The organism is Halomonas sp. BM-2019 (genome assembly GCF_017584085.1).
The window spans coordinates 3523619-3540753 of sequence record NZ_CP071922.1; the positions used below are offsets into that span (position 1 = coordinate 3523619).

The following is a 17135-nucleotide window of genomic DNA, read 5'->3' on the forward strand; positions in this document are numbered from 1 at the left end:
GCCAGGGGCCCCAAGCCAGGCGGCGCTCGCCGCCCTGCGCCACCACCTCGCCCTCGAAGAGGTTATGGCGATCCAGCACCCGGGCCACCTCCGCCGAGACCGGCCGGCGAAACAGCGCCTCCGGCGGGCCCGCCTGCAGGCTGCGCCCGCCGTGCAGCACACAGAGCCGGTCGGCCAGGGCCGCGGCCTCGTCCAGGTCGTGGGTCACCAGCACGATGGGGATGCGGATCTCCTCGCGCAGCATGGCCAGCTCGCGCTGCAGGCGGCGCCGGGTCACCTGGTCCACCGCCGAGAAGGGCTCGTCGAGCAGCAGCACCCGGGGGCGTCGCGCCAGGGCCCGGGCCAGGGCCACCCGCTGGCGCTGGCCGCCGGAGAGCCGCCCCGGGTGGCGCGCCTCGAGCCCGGCGAGATGGACCCGCGACAGCCAGGCGCCGGCCTCCCGGCGGCGCTCCCGGGGCGGCAGGTGGTCCAGCGCCACCATCACATTGCCCAGGGCGGTGAGGTGGGGAAAGAGCGCATAGTCCTGGAACACCAGCCCCACCCGGCGCCGCTGGGGCGGCAGGGAGAGGCGGCGCCCCCCCTCGAACCAGGTCTCGCCGGCGCAGGCGATGCGCCCGGCCGCGGGGCGGTAGAGCCCGGCGATGGCGCGCAGCAGGGTGGTCTTGCCGCTGCCGGAGGGACCCACCAGGGCGAGCAGCTCGCCGGCGTCGCAGTGGAAGTCGGCGGCCAGGGGAATGGGACCCGGCTGCTGGACGCCGACCGAGAGCGCCTCGTTCCCCTCAGGCATGTCGCCACCTCCGTCGACCCGCCAGGCCGTAGACCACGCCGATGGTGAGGAAGGAGACCAGCAGCAGCATCGCCGACATGATGCCGGCCCCGGCCTCGTCGAAGGCCTGCACCCGGTCGTAGATGGCGATCGCCAGGGTGCGGGTCTCGCCGTCGATGGCGCCGCCCACCATCAGGATCACGCCGAATTCGCCGAGGGTGTGGGCGAAGGTGAGCGCCAGGGCGGAGACGATCCCCGGCCAGACCAGCGGCAGCTCGATGCGCAGTAGGGTCTGCCAGGGGGAGAGCCCGCTGCACCAGGCCGCCTCGCGCAGGTTGGGCGGCACCGTCTCGAAGGCACGCTGGATCGGTTGCACCGCGAAGGGCAGGTTGGCCACCAGGGAGGCGAGCAGGATGCCGGTGAAGGTGAAGTTGAGCCCCGAGCCGAAGAGCCGGGACCAGAGCCCGCCGAAGGGCGCCTCGACGCCGAAGGCCTGCATCAGGTAGAAACCCAGCACCGTGGGCGGCATCACCAGCGGCAGGGCGATCAGCGCCTCGCACAGCGGCTTGGCGCGAAAGCGGGCGGTGGCCAGGGTGCGCCCCAGCCAGAGTCCCACCGGCAGCAGCAGCAGGCAGGTGAAGGCGGCCAGGCGCAGCGAGACCGAGAGCGCCGTCCAGTCCATCAGGGACTCGTGTCGCCGGCGTCGGGCAGGCGGAAACCATAGCCGGCCAGGATCCCCCGCGCCGCCTCCTCCTGCAGCCAGGCGTAGAAGGCGCGGGCGGTCTCGCCGGCGCCCTTGACCAGCACCATGCGCTGCACCAGGGGCGCATGCCAGGCCTCGGGGATCAGCACGTGGTCGCTACGCTCGGCAAGCTGGGGGGCCAGCGCCAGGGACCAGGCCACCAGGCCGCCGCGGGCGTCGCTGGTCAGCGCGAACTGGGCAGCCTGGGAGACGTTCTCGCCCAGCACGCGCAGCGGCGCCGTTGCCTCCCACAGCCCGGCCTGCTCCAGCACCTCCCGGGCGGCCACCCCGTAGGGGGCGTGCTCGGGGTTGGCGAGGGCCAGGCGCGGCCGGCCCTGCCCCGCGCCGTGGGCCGAAATTGCCTCGCGCACCCCGGCCAGGGGGTCCGCCTCGCCCGGCAGGTCGTCGCGCCCGGGCCGCTGCAGCCAGACCAGCCGGCCGATGGCGTAGACCACCCCCTCATCCTCGGTGCGCCCCTCCGCGTGGAGCGCCAGCACATAGGCCTCGTCGGCGGAGAGGTAGAGCTCGAAGGGGGCTCCCTGGCCAATCTGGCGACGGAAATTCCCCGAGGAGCCGAAGTTGAGCCGCAGCTCCCGGCCCGTCTCGGTGCGAAAGCGCTCGGCGGCCTCGGTGAGGGCGAACTGCAGGTCCGAGGCCGCGGCCACGGTGGGCACCTCGGCCTTGAGCAGGGCCGCGGGAAAGAACAGCGCCAGGCCGAGCAGCCAGGCCAAGCATCGTGAGCGCATGGGAGTCTCCGCCGGGTTCGTGATGCGCGCATTGTCGGCCAGGGCCCGGTGCCACCACAAGGCGGCGCGACCCACCCCGGCCAGCGGGGCTGACCGGGGTCAAGCGTCGACGGAGGCAGCGCCGAAGATCGCCTTGAGGTCGGTGCCGCCGTCGCGGGGCCCCAGGTCGAGCAGCGCCTCGAGGCTCTCCAGGTGCCGGACCACGGCGCGGCGGGCCCCCTCGGCATCGCCGCCGCGCAGGGCGTCGAGCAGGCGCGGATGATCCCCGTCCAGGTAGCAGGAAGCCAGCGAGGCGCGCTTGTAGAGGGCGATGACGATGGAGGTACGCAGCACCAGGTCGGTGAGCATGGCGCCCAGCACCCGGTTGGGGGAGAGCTCGGCGAGGCGGTGGTGGATGGCCAGGGAGTGGGCGATGCGCGCCGGCTCGTCGCCTCGGCCGTGGGCCGCGGCCTCCGCTTCGGCCTCCGCCTGCAGCCCCGCCAGGGCCTCCGGAAAGAGACGGCCGGCCAGCAGGGCCGCCACCTCCCCTTCCACCAGGCGGCGAGCGTCGAAGGTCTCGCGGGTCTCCTCCACGCTGGGCGCCCGCACCCGGGAGACCTGGTTGGGGCGCTGGTCCACCACGTGGTCGGCGGCCAGCCGCGTCAGGGCGCGGCGCACCACCGAGCGGCTGACGCCGAAGATCTCGCCCAGCGCCACTTCGGGCAGGCGGGTGCCCGGCGGCAGACGCTGGGTCAACACCGCCTGGCGCACCTGTTCGACGATATGCCGATCGCTGATCCGCTCGCCGGCCCGCAGGGCGGCCTCGACGTCGGCTCTCCAGGTCTTGCTCATAAGGCCCCTACCCTTCACCGATGATACCTGTGGGCACCATCGCACTTTTCGGGACGACTGACCACAGTCACGGCATCACAATGTATACAAGGACCGTTCAGAACAGGGTCGGCATGGTCGCCACCACCCGCAGGCGGTCGTCCACCAGCAGGACCTGGCGCCACTTGTCGAAGGTCAGGCAGGGGTGGGAGACGCCGAAGGCGATGATATCGCCGATGCGCACCCCGTTGCGGATGACCGGCTCGCCGTCGTCGCCTTCCTCCTCGCGAGGCAGGCGCAGGAAGGCATGCTGATCCATCAGCTTCACCACCTCCCAGCCCGCCACGGAGAGCGGCCGCTGCGGGGAGCCGCCCTCCCGGTAGCGGCGCAGGGGTTCGGGGGGGCGGTCGCCGCCCACGTCGCGACGCCCCATGGCGACGATGGCCAGGCCGGGCTCGGGCAGCGACTGCACCTGGGCGAAGACCTCAAGCGCCGGTTCGAGCCCCCGCTCCAGCTCGGGGCGGCGCCCGAGCACGCCGCGCTGGGCCTCCCGGTAGAGGCCGTGGTCGTGCACCACATAGCAGCCGGGGCGCAGCACCGGCACGAAGTGGGGCCCCAGGTGCGCCTCCCGGAACACCTGGGCGATCAGATCGTACCAGGTCGATCCCGAGGCGGTGATCAAGGGCTCGCGCAGCTCGATCAGGCCATCGTGATCCAGCGCCTGGGCCGCCTCCACCAGCCGCCAGGCGTAGTCATGCACGGCGGCCTCGGGATCGGGGCCATGCACCACCCCCTCGTAGCCCTCCAGGCCCGCCAGCACCAGGGCCGGGTCGCTGTCCACCAGCTCGCCCAGGGCCATCACCTCGTCATGGTCGCGACAGCCGCAGCGCCCGCCGGGAACCCCCAGCTCGATCAGCACCTTGAGACGCAGCTCCCGAGTGCCGAAATAGCGACCGAGCTGGGCCACGTTCTCGGTGCTGTCCACCACGCAGGTGATGTCGGCCCCCGCCTCCAGCAGCTCGGCGATGATCGCCATGTTGGCCTCGCCCACCAGCTGGTTGGCCATCAGCAGGCGCCTCACCCCGTGGGCGAAGGCGGCCCGGCACTGGGGGGCCGTGGCCAGGGTGATGCCCCAGGCGCCGGCCGCCAGCTGGCGATGGAAGAGCGCGGGGGTCATGGTGGTCTTGCCGTGGGGAGCCAGGCGCGCCTCATGGGCCTCGGCAAACGCCTGCATCCAGGCCAGGTTGTGGGTCAGAGGCGACTCGAAGACCACGGCGGCCGGCAGGCTCACCGCACTCAACAGCTCGTCCCCCGTCTCGGGCATCCCCTTGTCACTGCGCCAGGCTGACGCACCGCGCGAGTCTCTCATCGCCGCTCCTGTTCTGGCCGTACCATGGATTGGCCACCGGGCTCGCCGACGACACCACGTCGACGCCGCGCCGGGACCGACCTTCGTTCACTCCGCCTCGCGCCGCGCCTCCAGCAGCGGCGTCAGGGCCCTGGCCTGCTCCCGCAGCCGCGCGGCGGCCTCGGGCGCCTGCGCCAGCTCACCGCCGCGGCCCAGCGTCTCCAGCGCGAGGGCCTGGCTGCCCAGCTCCCGCGCGCCCACCACCAGGGCCGCCCCCTTGAGGGTGTGGGCCGCTCGACGCAGGGCCTTGGCCTCCCCGGCGGCGATGGCCGCGTCGATGTCGTCCAGCAGCCGCGGGGATTCGCTCAGGAACAGCGCGACCATCTCCCCCAGAAGCACCCGATTGCCCTCCAGATTGGCCAGGGCGCCCTCCCAGTCCAACCGAGCCTCCCCCTTTCCAGCCTCCTCCTTTTCAGCCTCCCCCTTTCCAGCCTGTTCCGTCCCGGTCTCGCCGCCTGCCACCCCGGCTGCCCGGGCAGCCACCGTCGCCTCCCTGGGCGGCTCCTCCACCGCCCGGTAGAGCTCCGCGGCCCGGAACGGCTTGGTGACATAGTCATCCATGCCGGCGGCCAGGCAGCGTTCGCGATCCTCGCGGGTGGCGCTGGCGGTCATGGCCACGATGGTCAGGTGGCGACCCATGCCCTCCTCCCGGCGGCGAATCTCCCGGGTGGCGGCCAGGCCATCCATGACCGGCATATGGATGTCCATGAGTACCACGTCGAAGGCCTCCCGGGCGACCGCCGCCAGGGCCTCCTCGCCATTTTCGGCCAGCTCGACGCGGTGGCCACGCTGGGTCAGCAGGTCGATGGCCACCTTCTGATTGGTGAGCCCATCCTCCACCAGCAGCACTCGGCGCACCGCCGACTCCCGCTGCCGCCCGATCTCCCCCAGGGCGGCCTCCCGAGCGGCCAGCCCCAGGGCCTCACCCACCGCGTTAAGCAGCTCGGACTGCTTGACCGGCTTGAGCAGTTGCCGGGCAATGCCCAGACGCTGCCGCAGCGCCGCATCGCCGGCACGCATGCTGGAGGAGAGCATCAGGATCTTCATCTCGGCCAGCTCGGGGCGACGGCGCAGCGCCTCGGCCAGCTGGTAGCCGTCCAGGCGCGGCATCATGACGTCGAGCAGCGCCAGCGGGAAGGGCGCCTCCTTCGCCTGGTCCACCGCCGCCAGGGCCTCCTCGCCGCCGGCGACCACCGTGGGCCGCATCCCCCAGCTCAACAGGATCTCCTCCAGGATCAGGCGATTGGTGCGGTTGTCGTCGACCACCAGCACAGGCTGGTCCTGGAGGCCATGGGGGGGAGGCTCCGAGGGCGCCCGGGCACCGGCCAGCGCCAGGTCGATGGTGAAGGTGAAGCAGCTGCCTTGGCCCGAACTGCTGACCTGGACCCGCCCGCCCATCATCTCCACCAGTTGGGCGGAGATGGAGAGCCCCAGGCCGGTGCCGCCATGGGAGCGGGTCGTGGAGCTGTCCGCCTGACCGAAGGCCTCGAAGATGCGCCGGAGCTGGGCCTCGGGGATCCCGATGCCGGTGTCGCGGACCTCGAAGGTAATCCGTGCGCGCCGCTCATCGAGATCGACGAGGCGCAGGTCCAGCACCACCTCGCCGCTGTCGGTGAACTTGATGGCATTCCCCACCAGGTTGACCACCACCTGGCGCAGGCGCACCGGATCGCCGAGCAGGCGGTCGGGGATCTCGGGAGGGATATGCACCGCCAGCTCCAGCCCCTTCTCCTCGGCCTGCACCGCCAGGGTCTGGAGGGTATCGCCCAGGGTATCGCGCAGCGGGAAGCTGACCGACTCGAGCTCGAGCCGCCCCGCCTCGATCTTGGAGAAGTCGAGGATGTCGTTGATCAGGTCCAACAGGGTATCGGCAGACTTCTGGATGATCGCCACGTACTCACCCTGCTGCTCGGTGAGCTCGGTGCGTTCGAGCAGCTCGGCGATACCGATCACCCCGTTCATGGGGGTGCGAATCTCGTGGCTCATGTTGGCCAGGAACTCGCTCTTGGCCAGGCTCGCCCGCTCGGCCGCGTCTCGGGCCAGCCGCAGCGCCGCCTGGGAGCGGCGCAGCTCCTCGGTGGTGGCCTGCAGCTCCGCGGTGCGCTCGGCCACCCTCTCCTCCAGGCGATGGCGATGCTGCTCCAGCTCGGTGATGTCCGAGTAGACGGCCACATAACCGCCGTCCCGGGTGCGATGCTCGCTGACCTGCACGCAGACGCCGTTGCTGCGGGTGAACTGGTAGGGGCCCCGGGGATCGCAATGGTGGGCGAGGCGCTCGGCAATCCAGGCTTCACCGGACTCCTGCTCCAGGGGGACCCGGCCCCGCGCCACCACGGTGCGCAGCAGCGTCTCGAAGGGCATCCCCGGCGTCACCAGGTCGCTGGGGGTGACGAAGTGCTCCTTGAAACGCGAGTTGTAGAGCACCAGACGGTCATCGGCATCGAACAGGGCGAACCCCTCGGCAATGGACTCCAGGGCCTCGGTGAGCTGGTGGCGTGCCGCCTCGGCGCGGGCCTGGGCCTCCTCGGTGAGACGCACCTGGACCTCCAGGCTCTCTCGCTGGGTCTCAAGCTCGGTGATGTCGGCATAGATGGCGGCCACCCCGCCATCCCGGGTGCGGCGTTCGCTGATGCGCAGCTTGTGCTTCCCGGTGCAGACCGTGAAGGGGGGGCCCGGGTTGCGGCGCTGGGCGAGGCGCCAGGCGATCCATTCCTCCGGGTCGCGCTCGCCGACGCTGATGATGCCGCGTTCCACGACGGTGCGGATCAGCTCCTCGAAGCGCATGCCCGGCACCACCATCTCGGGCACCCCCGAATAGTCACGGAAGCGATCGTTGCTCACCACCAGGACGTCGTCGGCATCGTAGAGGGTGAAGCCCTCGGAGATCGCCTCCAGGGCCTCGAGCAGCTGCTGGTGGGCCGCCTCGGCCCGCGCCTGGGCCTCGCGGATCAACCCGGCCTGAGCGGCCAGCTCGCGCTGCGCCCGACGCTGCTCGCTGATATCGGTGATGAACCCCTCCAGCGCCTCGAGCTCGCCATCGGCATCGAAGACCCCGCAGCCCTGCTCCCAGACCCACTTCTCGCCGCCGTCGCGGGTGCGTAGCCGATACTCGCCCTGGAAGGGCTGGCGGGCCGCGATGGCCCCCTGGACCGACTGCCACACCGCCTCGCGATCCTCGGGATGGATCAGCTCGGCAAAGCTCGGCTCTCCGCGGTTCATCTCCTCGGCAGTATAGCCGGTCAGGGCATGACAGCCCTCGCTGACGAACTGCATGGTCCAGTCCGGGTCGCTCAGGCAGCGATAGGCCATCCCGGGCAGGTTGGCCATCAGCGTGGCCAACTGGCGCTGGCTCTCGCGCAGTGCCCGTTCGGCCCGCTCGCGTTCCATGACCCGCCCCAGTTGCGTCCCGACCTGGGCCATCACCTCGAGCAGCGCCGGATCGGGCTCGAGCACCCGGTCGGAAAAGAACTCCAGTACCGCCACGACCCGCCGCCCCACCAGGACCGGGAAGGCGGCGCCGGCCCGTACCCCGATGTCGCGGGCCTGCTGGGCACGCAGAAAGCCGGGATCCTGGGTGACATCCTCGATCCAGGCGGGTTCACCACTGGCCAGGACTCGCTCGGGCAGCCCCATGCTCGACCCGCCCCGACTCTCCTCGGTGATCCGCCGGAAGGTGGCGAAGCCCTCGGCATCGGCGAGGTGCCAGAGCCGTGTCGAGCCCAGAGCCTCCGGGCCGCCATCGCCCAGGTACCAGGCGTGCCCCACCGGCCAGCCGGTGTGCGCACAGACCTCGTCCAGGGCGATCTGGACCGCCTCGTCGACGCTGCGCGCCTCGTTGGCGGCCCGGGTGATGACCTGGTTCAGGCGCAGGAAGCCGGCCGACCCGTCCGACCCGGCCTCGGGTCCCGCGTCGCTATGCGGATGCTGCATATCCTCCCCTGCCATCGACGCCTCTCCTACGGAAAGAGACCGCGCAGCAGCTTGGCCTCGGTGACCCGCTCCACCCCCTCGATCAGCGCCGCGGTGCGCATGTCGAGATGCTCGCGCCGAGCCCGGCTCAGGGTGCGCTGGAAGGCATCGAGCAGGATCGCCTTGAGCCGGGCATTGATCTCCTCCAGGGTCCAGGTGAGGTTCTGCATGCCCTGCACCCATTCGAAGTAGGAGACGGTGACCCCGCCGGCGTTGCCGAGGATGTCGGGCAACACGAAGACCCCCCGCTCATGCAGGATCTCGTCGGCCTCCAGCATGGTGGGCCCGTTGGCCCCCTCGGCCAGCAGTCGGCAGCCGAGCCGCCCGGCGTTTTCCACCGTCACCTGGTTCTGCAATGCCGCCAGGACCAGGATGTCGCAGTCCAGCTCGAGCAGCTCGTCATGTTCGATCTCCTCCGCCTCGGCGTAGCCGGCCAGCATCCGGTGGCGGTCCACATGGGCCTGCAGGGCCTCCATCGACAGCCCCTCGCGGCGATAGAGGGCGGTGGAGACATCGCCCACGCCGACGAGGCGCACGCCCCGTTCGGCGAGGAAGCGCGCCGCATGGCTGCCCACGTTGCCGAACCCCTGGACCACGGCGGTGGCCCCCGAGAGGTCTAGCCCCAGGTGCTCCGCCGAGGCCTCGATCAGGTAGACCAGGCCGCGCCCGGTAGCCTCGCGGCGTCCCAGGGAGCCGCCCAGCACCACCGGCTTGCCGGTGACCACCGCCGGCACCGAATGGCCCACCTGCTGGCTGTAGGTGTCCATCAGCCAGGCCATGACCTGCTCGTCGGTACCCAGATCCGGGGCCGGGATGTCCTTGTCCGGACCGATCATGTCGAGGATCTCGGTGGTGTAGCGCCGCGTCAGGCGCTGCAGCTCCGACTTGCTGAGGGTGGTGGGATCGACCCGCACGCCGCCCTTGGCGCCACCGAAGGGCAGCCGCATCAGGGCGCACTTCCAGGTCATCCACATGGCCAGCGCAGCCACCTCGCCCAGGTCCACCTCCTGGTGATAGCGGATGCCGCCCTTGGTGGGGCCCATGGTCAGCACGTGCTGGACCCGGTAGCCGAACACCGTCTCTACCTGGCGGCGATCGTCGCGGAAGAAGGGAAAGGAGACCATCTGGGCGCGCTGCGGGAACAGCAGGCGCTGGCGGATGTTGTCGTCCAGGTTCATGTACTGGGAGGCCTTGAGGAACTGCTGCTGGGCCAGGCGGAACATCGGCGAGTCCCACTCCCCGCCCCGCGCCCGCGCCCGTCCCAGGGTATAGCGCACCGCCCGGCCCAGGGAGGCGCCCTTGAGGTGCGACTTGACCAGATAGTCGTAGGCGCCGGACTCCACCGCCCGGGCCGCCAGCTTGACGTCGTCGAGGCCGGTGAGAATGATCACCGGCACCTGGGGCGCCACCAGCCGCACCCGCCACAGGGTCTCCAGCTCCTGGCTGTCGGGCAGCACCAGGTCGAGCAGGACCAGGTCCACGTTGCCCCGGGAGAGCCGAGTCAGGCCCTGGTCGAGGCGTTCCACCGCCTCCACCTCACAGTGGAGCTGGGCGTCGGCCTTGAGCAGCTGCTGGACCAGGCGACTGTGCAGCGGATTGTCCTCGATCAGCAGCAGGCGAATCGGCACTTCGGGCATGTTGGGTCTCCTCGCGATAGGCCGACCCTGGCCAGGGCATCCTGGGGTGTGTCTCGACCAACGCCCGCTCAACGTAAACAGGCTACTCTACGACTACAGCGTAGGTCAGCGGGGCCCTCTCGGCGCGTCCTCGAAAGGCTGTGACCGATACAACGCTCAACGGCCAGGCAAGGCGAAACCGGTCTCCGCGGCTTCTCCGGGGACCGCCGGCCGGGGATCCGTTGCTGGCGGAGCTCTCCGACCGAAACTATTCGAATTCGAATTCATGATGACATATATGTTGAATTATGAACAAAATGCACGCAATCTTCACCTGGATGCCCGAAATAGATCATTTCCGAGCATTCCCTCGCAGCGCGCCTGGAACCGCCCGGACAGCGACACCAACAGGCCCGGACCAGCCCGCTGCGGTCACTACCGACCCAAGCCAGGGGGCATCACGCCCCCACAATGACAACGAGGAGACAACTCCATGGCTGCAAAACGCATCCTGATGCTGGTCGGCGACTTCGCCGAAGACTACGAGGTCATGGTTCCCTTCCAGGCCCTGCTCATGGTGGGTCACCGGGTGGACGCCGTCTGTCCCGGCAAGGAGAAGGGAGAGAAGGTGAAGACCGCCATCCATGACTTCGAGGGCGACCAGACCTACACCGAGAAACGAGGCCATGACTTCACCCTCAACGCCACCTTCAAGGACGTGAAGGCATCGGACTACGATGCCCTGGTGATCGCCGGTGGCCGTTCCCCCGAGTACCTGCGCCTGGACCCGGATGTGATCGCCCTGGTCCGTCACTTCGCGGGCGAGAACAAGCCACTCGCCGCCATCTGCCACGGCGCCCAGCTGCTGGCCGGGGCGGAGGTGATCGAGGGCCGGCGCGTGTCCGCCTACCCGGCCTGCGCCCCGGAGGTGCGACTGGCCGGCGGCGAGTACGCCGACATCGCCATCGACGCCGCCGAGTCCGACGGCAATCTGGTCACGGCGCCGGCCTGGCCGGCCCACCCGGCCTGTCGGCTTTCCTGGAGGTGCTGGGTACCCGTATCACCCTCTGAATGCCTCCCGGGAGCGCCCCGGCCTCCCCACCGCATGAGCGCCGCTGGTCGGCGCTCTTTTTCTGTTCAGCCCCGCCCCCGAGCCAGATGCTCAGCCGCCTGCCTTCCTATCACGAGACCGAAGAGCCACAGGCGGCGGCCCGCCCCCACCAGGTTCAATATCAAACATTATCGCTCGCTTTTTGAGAGAAAACGCTCATTTCCGACGCCGCCACGCCACCACGCCCGGCCTTATACGAAAGTATAATCCAATAAAAATGATAAAAAACAATCGACTAAAATTTTTCCCTCCAGGAGGAGCGATCGAGCATTGCCATGTTCGATATCTGACATTAACGTGCGATAACGAACCACAAGCACTCCCTACAATGACAAGACAGAGGCAACACCCATGACACCTTTCCTGGGCGAGATCTTCGGCACGATGATCCTCATCATCTTCGGTGGCGGCGTCGTCGCCGGCGTCCTCCTGAAACACTCCAAGGCCGAGGCGAGCGGCTGGATCGTCATCACCTTCGGCTGGGGCCTCGGGGTGGCCATGGCCATCTATGCGGTGGGGGGGATCAGCGGGGCGCATATCAATCCCGCCGTGACCCTCGGCCTCGCCGTGATCGGCGAGTTTCCCTGGTCCAGGGTGCCGGTCTACGTGCTGGGTCAGCTGATCGGCGCCTTTCTCGGCGCGGTGGTGGTCTGGCTGCACTACTATCCCCACTGGGAGAGAACCGAGAGCCAGGGCGCCAAGCTGGCCGTGTTCTGCACCGATCCGGCCATCGACCACACCCCCTCCAACCTGATGAGCGAGGTCATCGGCACCTTCGTGCTGGTGCTGGGGGTACTCGCCATCGGGGCCAATGAATTCACCGAGGGGCTCAACCCGCTGATCATCGGGCTGTTCATCCTCGCCATCGGGCTGTCGCTGGGCGGCACCACCGGCTACGCCATCAACCCGGCCCGCGACCTGGGGCCTCGCCTGGCGCATTTCCTTCTGCCCATCGCCGGCAAGGGGGGGTCAAACTGGAAGTATGCCTGGATCCCCGTCGTCGGGCCGTTGGTCGGCGGGGTTGCCGGCGCCCTCTTCTACCGCCATGTGTTCATCGACGGCAGCACCCCGGCGATGATGGTCGCCCTGGCGGTGATCCTGGCGTGCCTCTCCGTCGATTTCGTCGTCGAGAAACGCTGGTCCAGCCGGCATTCGGCACCTGACCACGAGTGATAACGGCTGTCACGACATTACAACCAGCCGCAACAACCCAAGAACACGAGGAGACATCCCATGGAAAAACAATACATCCTGTCGTTCGATCAAGGCACCACCAGCTGCCGCGCCATTCTCTTCGATCGCGACGCCCAGATCGTGGGCATTGCCCAGAAGGAGTTCCGACAGCACTACCCCACCCCCGGCTGGGTCGAGCACGATGCCATGGAGATCTGGGGCAGCCAGATGGGGGTGGCCCGTGAAGTCCTGGAGACCCAGGGCATCAAGCCCTCCGAAGTGGCGGCCATCGGCATCACCAATCAGCGCGAGACCACGGTGGTCTGGGACCGCCATACCGGCAAGCCCGTCCATAACGCCATCGTCTGGCAGGATCGCCGCACCGCGGCCCTGTGCGACGACCTCAAGGCCCGCGGCCTGGAGGAGTACATTCGCGAGACCACCGGCCTGGTGGCCGACGCCTACTTCTCGGGCACCAAGATCCGCTGGATCCTGGACAACGTCGAGGGCGCACGGGAGCGGGCCGAGCGAGGCGATCTGCTGTTCGGCACCATGGACACCTGGCTGGTGTGGAACCTGACCCGCGGCGAGCGCCATGTGACGGATGTCAGCAACGCCTCGCGCACCCTGCTCTACAACATCCGCACCCTGGAGTGGGACCAGCGCATGCTCGATGAGCTGGGCATCCCGGCCGCCATGCTGCCCGAGGTCCGGCCCTCCAGCGAGGTCTACGGCACCACCGGCGCCGAAATGTTCGGCGGCGCTCGAGTTCCCATCGCCGGCATCGCCGGTGACCAGCAGGCGGCCCTCTTCGGTCAGGCCTGCTTCGAGAAGGGGATGGTCAAGAACACCTACGGCACCGGCTGTTTCCTGCTGATGAACACCGGCGAGACCCCCGTGCCGTCGCAGTCCGGCCTGCTCACCACCATCGCCTGGGGGCTGGACGGCAAGGTGGAATACGCCCTGGAGGGCGCCATCTTCATCGCCGGCGCGGCCGTCCAGTGGCTGCGTGACGAGCTCAAGCTGATCGATTCGGCCGAGGACTCGGAGTACTACGCCGGCAAGGTGGAGGACGCCGGCGGGGTCTACGTGGTCCCGGCCTTCGCCGGCCTGGGGGCGCCCTACTGGGACATGTACGCGCGCGGGGCGATCTTCGGCCTGACCCGGGGCACGCGCAAGGAGCACATCACCCGCGCCACCCTGGACTCCCTGGCCTACCAGACCCGCGACGTGATCGACGCCATGCAGTCCGACTCCGGCATCACCCTGAAGTCCCTGCGGGTGGACGGCGGCGCCGTGGCCAACAACGTCATGATGCAGTTCCAGGCCGACATGCTCGGGGTCAACGTGGACCGCCCCAGGCTCACCGAGACCACCGCCTTGGGGGCGGCATACCTGGCCGGCATCGCCGTGGGCCTGTGGACCAAGGATGAGGTGGCCCACAAGGGCCAGCTGGAGCGCACCTTCGCGCCGCAGATGGACGCCGAGCGGCGTGAGCGCAGCTACAAGGGCTGGAAGAAGGCCGTCCGGCGCACCATGCACTGGGAGCAGGAGGACGTGGACTAACCGCCCCGGCGCTCGCCACGCCGAGCCAGGCCGTCGGGGCCGACAGCCCCGGGCCTGGCCGGCTCCCCGGCAGGCCAAACCTGCCGACCTGCCCCTTCTTTGACTGGACCTCTTTATGCAACTGCGCAACAGCAATATCGACAAGCTGGCCAGCGAGACCTTCGACGTGCTGGTCATCGGCGGCGGCATCAATGGCGCCTCCGCGGCCGCGGCCCTGGCCGGCAAGGGCGTCAAGGTGGCGCTGATCGATCGCGGCGACTTCGCCGGCAGCACCAGCATGCACTCCTCCAACCTGGTCTGGGGCGGCATCAAGTACATGGAGAGCTATGACTTTGCCCTGGTCCGCAAGCTGTGCAAGAGCCGCAACCACCTGATCAAGAGCTACCCCTCCACGGTGCAGGAGATCCGCTTCCTGACCACCATTACCCGGGGTTTTCGCTACCACCCCCGCTACCTCTGGGCGGGCACCTGGCTCTACTGGTTGATGGGCAACGCCGCGACAAGGCTGCCACGATTCCTGACCCCCGCCGCCATCCGGGACAGGGAGGCGATCATCGATACCCGCGAGGCCGTAGGCGGCTTCGAGTACTCCGATGCCTACCTGCATGACAATGACGCGCGCTTCGTCTTCAATTTCGTGCGCACCGCCCTCAACTATGGCGCCGTTGCGGCCAACTACGTGGAGTCGCTGGGCGCGCGCCGCGAGAACGGCACCTGGGTCACCCGGGCGCGCAACGTCATGGACGGCGACGACTTCGAGATCCGCGCCAAGGTGCTGATCAACGCCGCCGGCCCCTGGGTCGACCAGCACAATGCGCTGACCGAGCAGCAGACCCAGCACCACCACGCCTACTCCAAGGGCATTCACCTGATCGTGCCGCGGCTCACCGACAGCCAGCGCGTGCTGGCCTTCTTCGCCGATGACGGCCGGCTGTTCTTCGTCATTCCCATGGGGCAGCGCACCTGCATCGGGACCACCGATACGCGCATGGAGAGCCCCGAGGTGCATGTCACCGACGAGGACATCGCCTTCGTGCTCGACAACATCAACAAGCGCCTCAACCTGGCCAAGCCGCTGGGCCGGGAGGACATCATCGCCACCCGCTGCGGCGTGCGCCCGCTGGCGGTCAAGGCCAGCGCCGGCGGCGACCGTGACTTCCTGCAGCTCTCGCGCAAGCACGCCATCGACACCGCCGAGGCCGAGGCCCATATCAGCATCTTCGGCGGCAAGCTGACCGACTGCCTGAACGTGGGCGAGGAGATCGTCGCCGAGGTGAAGCGGCTGGGGGTGGCGGTGCCCTATCCGGACTATCGCTGGTACGGTGAACCCCCCGAGTCGGTCAGGCAGGAGTTCCTGCACCAGGCGCGGCTGATGGACCTGGACGCCATGACCTCGCCGGAGGCGTCCGAGCCGCTGACGACGCGTCTGTGGCGGCGCTACGGGACCCACGCCCTGGACATGCTCGAGGAGATCCGGGAGGACCCGCGCCAGGGCGAGCTGCTGATCGAGGGCACCGAATACATCCGCTGCGAGCTGCGCCAGGCCCAGCGCCGCGAGATGATCACCCGGCTCGAGGACTTCCTGCGGCGTCGCGCGAAGATCTCCCTGGTGGTCACCAACGAGCAGATTCGCCACTCCCCCGGCCTGCTGGAAGCCTGCGAGATCCTGTTCGGCGACCAGGCCCAGGCGCGCTACGATGAGTACTTCGCCGACGCGCCCGACCAGACGCCCGAGGCGCTGAGCCCCGTGGCCGCGGCCGACAATCCGGCGCACTCCGAAGCGCTGAAGTGGTGACCTCCCCTTCGGTTCAGGCCGGAAGCACAGGCCCCTCGGGGCCTGCCGGCGCCGTGACGCGGGTCGCGCGCGGCGTCACACCTTCAGGATCTTCAGGGTATTGGTGCCGCCGTGAGCGTTCATGTGATCGCCGCGGGTCAGGATCACCTGGTCGCCGGTGGCGGCGATGCCCTGTTCCACCAGCAGCGCCAAGGCCCGTTCGTTGAGCTCGGTGGGCGCCATGTCGCTGGTGTCGAAGGGCAGCGAAACCACTCCACGATAGAGCGCCAGGCGCCGCTGGGCGATGGGATTGTGGGCCAGGCCGACGATCGGCAGCCCCGAGCGGATCCGCGAGGCGATCAGCGGCGTGTAGCCGGTGGCGGTCATGCAGGCGATGGCCGCCACCCCCGCGAGGTGGTTGGCGGCGTACATGGCGGAGAGCGCGATGGTCTCGTCCACCTGGGTGAAGCCCTCGTGGATGCGGTGGCCGGATTCCTGGGCGATACGCTCGCGCTCGGCACCGAGACAGACCCGGTCCATGGCCGCAATGGTCTCCACCGGGAAGTCGCCGGCGGCGGTCTCGGCGGAGAGCATCACCGCGTCGGTGCCGTCGAGCACGGCGTTGGCCACGTCGAACACCTCGGCCCGGGTGGGCAGGGGCGATTCGATCATCGACTCCATCATCTGGGTGGCGGTGATCACCGCCCGGTTGAGCTGGCGGGCGCGCTTGATGATGCGCTTCTGCATGCCGATCAGCTTCTCGTCGCCGATCTCCACGCCGAGATCGCCGCGGGCCACCATCACCGCCTCGGAGGCCGCGATGATGCCGTCCAGGGTCTCGGCGTCGGCCACGGCTTCGGCGCGCTCCAGCTTGGCCACCAGGCCGATCTCCTTGCCCGCCTCGCCCAGCAGCGCCCGCGCCTCGGCCATGTCGGCGGCGCTGCGCGGAAACGACACCGCCAGGTAGTCGACGCCGATCTCGACGGCGGTCGTCAGGTCGGCGCGGTCCTTGTCGGTGAGCGCCGGGGCCGAGAGGCCGCCGCCCTGCTTGTTGATGCCCTTGTTGTTGGAGAGCTTGCCGCCCACCACCACGCGGGTGTGGATCTCGCGGCCCTTGACCGCCACGACGTCGAGCACCACCCGGCCGTCGTCGAGCAGCAGGCGGTCGCCGGGGGCCACGTCGTCGATCAGCTGGCGGTAGTCGCAGCCGACCCGCGTTTCGTCGCCGGCGTTGCCGTCCAGCGCCATGTCGAGCACGAAGGGCGCGCCCTCGGCGAGTTCCACCGCACCCTCGGCGAAGCGGGCGATGCGGATCTTGGGGCCCTGCAGGTCGCCGAGGGCGGCGACGCTTCGGCCCAGGCGGTCGGCGATCTCGCGCACCCGGGTCAGGCGCTGGCGGTGGTCGTCGGGCGAGCCATGGGAGAAGTTGAGGCGCACCACGTCGACGCCGGCCG

At 69.4% G+C, this 17135-nt stretch carries 11 protein-coding genes and 1 pseudogene; 4 read left to right on the forward strand and 8 right to left on the reverse strand.

Features of this window, described 5'->3' with window-relative positions; translation table 11 throughout:
• The 7 genes from J5F18_RS17495 to J5F18_RS17525 form a co-directional block, all read right to left on the reverse strand.
• Positions 1-787, reverse strand: a 787-nt coding sequence (locus J5F18_RS17495; RefSeq protein WP_346299809.1) for an ABC transporter ATP-binding protein, incomplete at its 3' end; no start/stop codon positions are given.
• On the reverse strand, positions 780-1448 hold the full coding sequence (gene modB, locus J5F18_RS17500; RefSeq protein WP_346299810.1) for a molybdate ABC transporter permease subunit: 669 nt from the start codon (positions 1446-1448) through the stop codon (positions 780-782). The genes J5F18_RS17495 and modB, both read right to left, overlap by 8 nt.
• On the reverse strand, positions 1448-2254 hold the full coding sequence (gene modA, locus J5F18_RS17505; RefSeq protein WP_346299811.1) for a molybdate ABC transporter substrate-binding protein: 807 nt from the start codon (positions 2252-2254) through the stop codon (positions 1448-1450). Before modA ends, modB begins: the two co-directional genes overlap by 1 nt.
• A gap of 99 nt (positions 2255-2353) precedes the next feature.
• Positions 2354-3085, reverse strand: coding sequence for a GntR family transcriptional regulator (locus J5F18_RS17510; protein WP_346299812.1), 732 nt, complete (start codon positions 3083-3085; stop codon positions 2354-2356).
• 97 nt (positions 3086-3182) lie between these two features.
• Positions 3183-4433, reverse strand: coding sequence for an amino acid deaminase (locus J5F18_RS17515; protein WP_346299813.1), 1251 nt, complete (start codon positions 4431-4433; stop codon positions 3183-3185).
• Between the two features lie 87 nt (positions 4434-4520).
• Positions 4521-8417, reverse strand: coding sequence for a response regulator (locus J5F18_RS17520; RefSeq protein ID WP_346299814.1), 3897 nt, complete (start codon positions 8415-8417; stop codon positions 4521-4523).
• An 11-nt stretch (positions 8418-8428) separates the two neighbouring features.
• Positions 8429-10078, reverse strand: a complete 1650-nt coding sequence (locus J5F18_RS17525; protein ID WP_346299815.1) for a Glu/Leu/Phe/Val dehydrogenase dimerization domain-containing protein — start codon at positions 10076-10078, stop codon at positions 8429-8431.
• Positions 10079-10550: 472 nt separating this feature from the next.
• Between J5F18_RS17525 and J5F18_RS17530 the strand changes: the two are divergent.
• The 4 genes and pseudogenes from J5F18_RS17530 to J5F18_RS17545 form a co-directional block, all read left to right on the forward strand.
• Positions 10551-11084, forward strand: a pseudogene (locus tag J5F18_RS17530) (DJ-1/PfpI family protein); the annotation flags it as partial.
• A 435-nt stretch (positions 11085-11519) separates the two neighbouring features.
• Positions 11520-12341: an MIP/aquaporin family protein gene (locus tag J5F18_RS17535; RefSeq protein ID WP_346299816.1), complete on the forward strand. Its 822-nt coding sequence runs from the start codon at positions 11520-11522 to the stop codon at positions 12339-12341.
• A 60-nt stretch (positions 12342-12401) separates the two neighbouring features.
• A complete protein-coding gene (gene glpK, locus J5F18_RS17540; RefSeq protein WP_346299817.1) occupies positions 12402-13907 on the forward strand; it encodes a glycerol kinase GlpK in 1506 nt (501 codons plus the stop codon).
• A 115-nt stretch (positions 13908-14022) separates the two neighbouring features.
• On the forward strand, positions 14023-15702 hold the full coding sequence (locus J5F18_RS17545) for a glycerol-3-phosphate dehydrogenase/oxidase (protein ID WP_346299818.1): 1680 nt from the start codon (positions 14023-14025) through the stop codon (positions 15700-15702).
• 75 nt (positions 15703-15777) lie between these two features.
• On the opposite strand, the gene pyk is transcribed toward J5F18_RS17545, so the two are convergent.
• The coding region (gene pyk / locus J5F18_RS17550) for a pyruvate kinase (protein ID WP_346299819.1) at positions 15778-17135 on the reverse strand (1358 nt) is incomplete at its 5' end.

Bases quoted from the DNA above. Each gene is read 5' to 3' on its own strand.
- modB (WP_346299810.1), bottom strand. From the start codon at position 1,448: ATGGACTGGACGGCGCTCTCGGTCTCGCTGCGCCTGGCCGCCTTCACC.
- modA (WP_346299811.1), bottom strand. From the start codon at position 2,254: ATGCGCTCACGATGCTTGGCCTGGCTGCTCGGCCTGGCGCTGTTCTTT.
- J5F18_RS17510 (WP_346299812.1), bottom strand. From the start codon at position 3,085: ATGAGCAAGACCTGGAGAGCCGACGTCGAGGCCGCCCTGCGGGCCGGC.
- J5F18_RS17515 (WP_346299813.1), bottom strand. From the start codon at position 4,433: ATGAGAGACTCGCGCGGTGCGTCAGCCTGGCGCAGTGACAAGGGGATG.
- J5F18_RS17520 (WP_346299814.1), bottom strand. From the start codon at position 8,417: ATGGCAGGGGAGGATATGCAGCATCCGCATAGCGACGCGGGACCCGAG.
- J5F18_RS17525 (WP_346299815.1), bottom strand. From the start codon at position 10,078: ATGCCCGAAGTGCCGATTCGCCTGCTGCTGATCGAGGACAATCCGCTG.
- J5F18_RS17535 (WP_346299816.1), top strand. From the start codon at position 11,520: ATGACACCTTTCCTGGGCGAGATCTTCGGCACGATGATCCTCATCATC.
- glpK (WP_346299817.1), top strand. From the start codon at position 12,402: ATGGAAAAACAATACATCCTGTCGTTCGATCAAGGCACCACCAGCTGC.
- J5F18_RS17545 (WP_346299818.1), top strand. From the start codon at position 14,023: ATGCAACTGCGCAACAGCAATATCGACAAGCTGGCCAGCGAGACCTTC.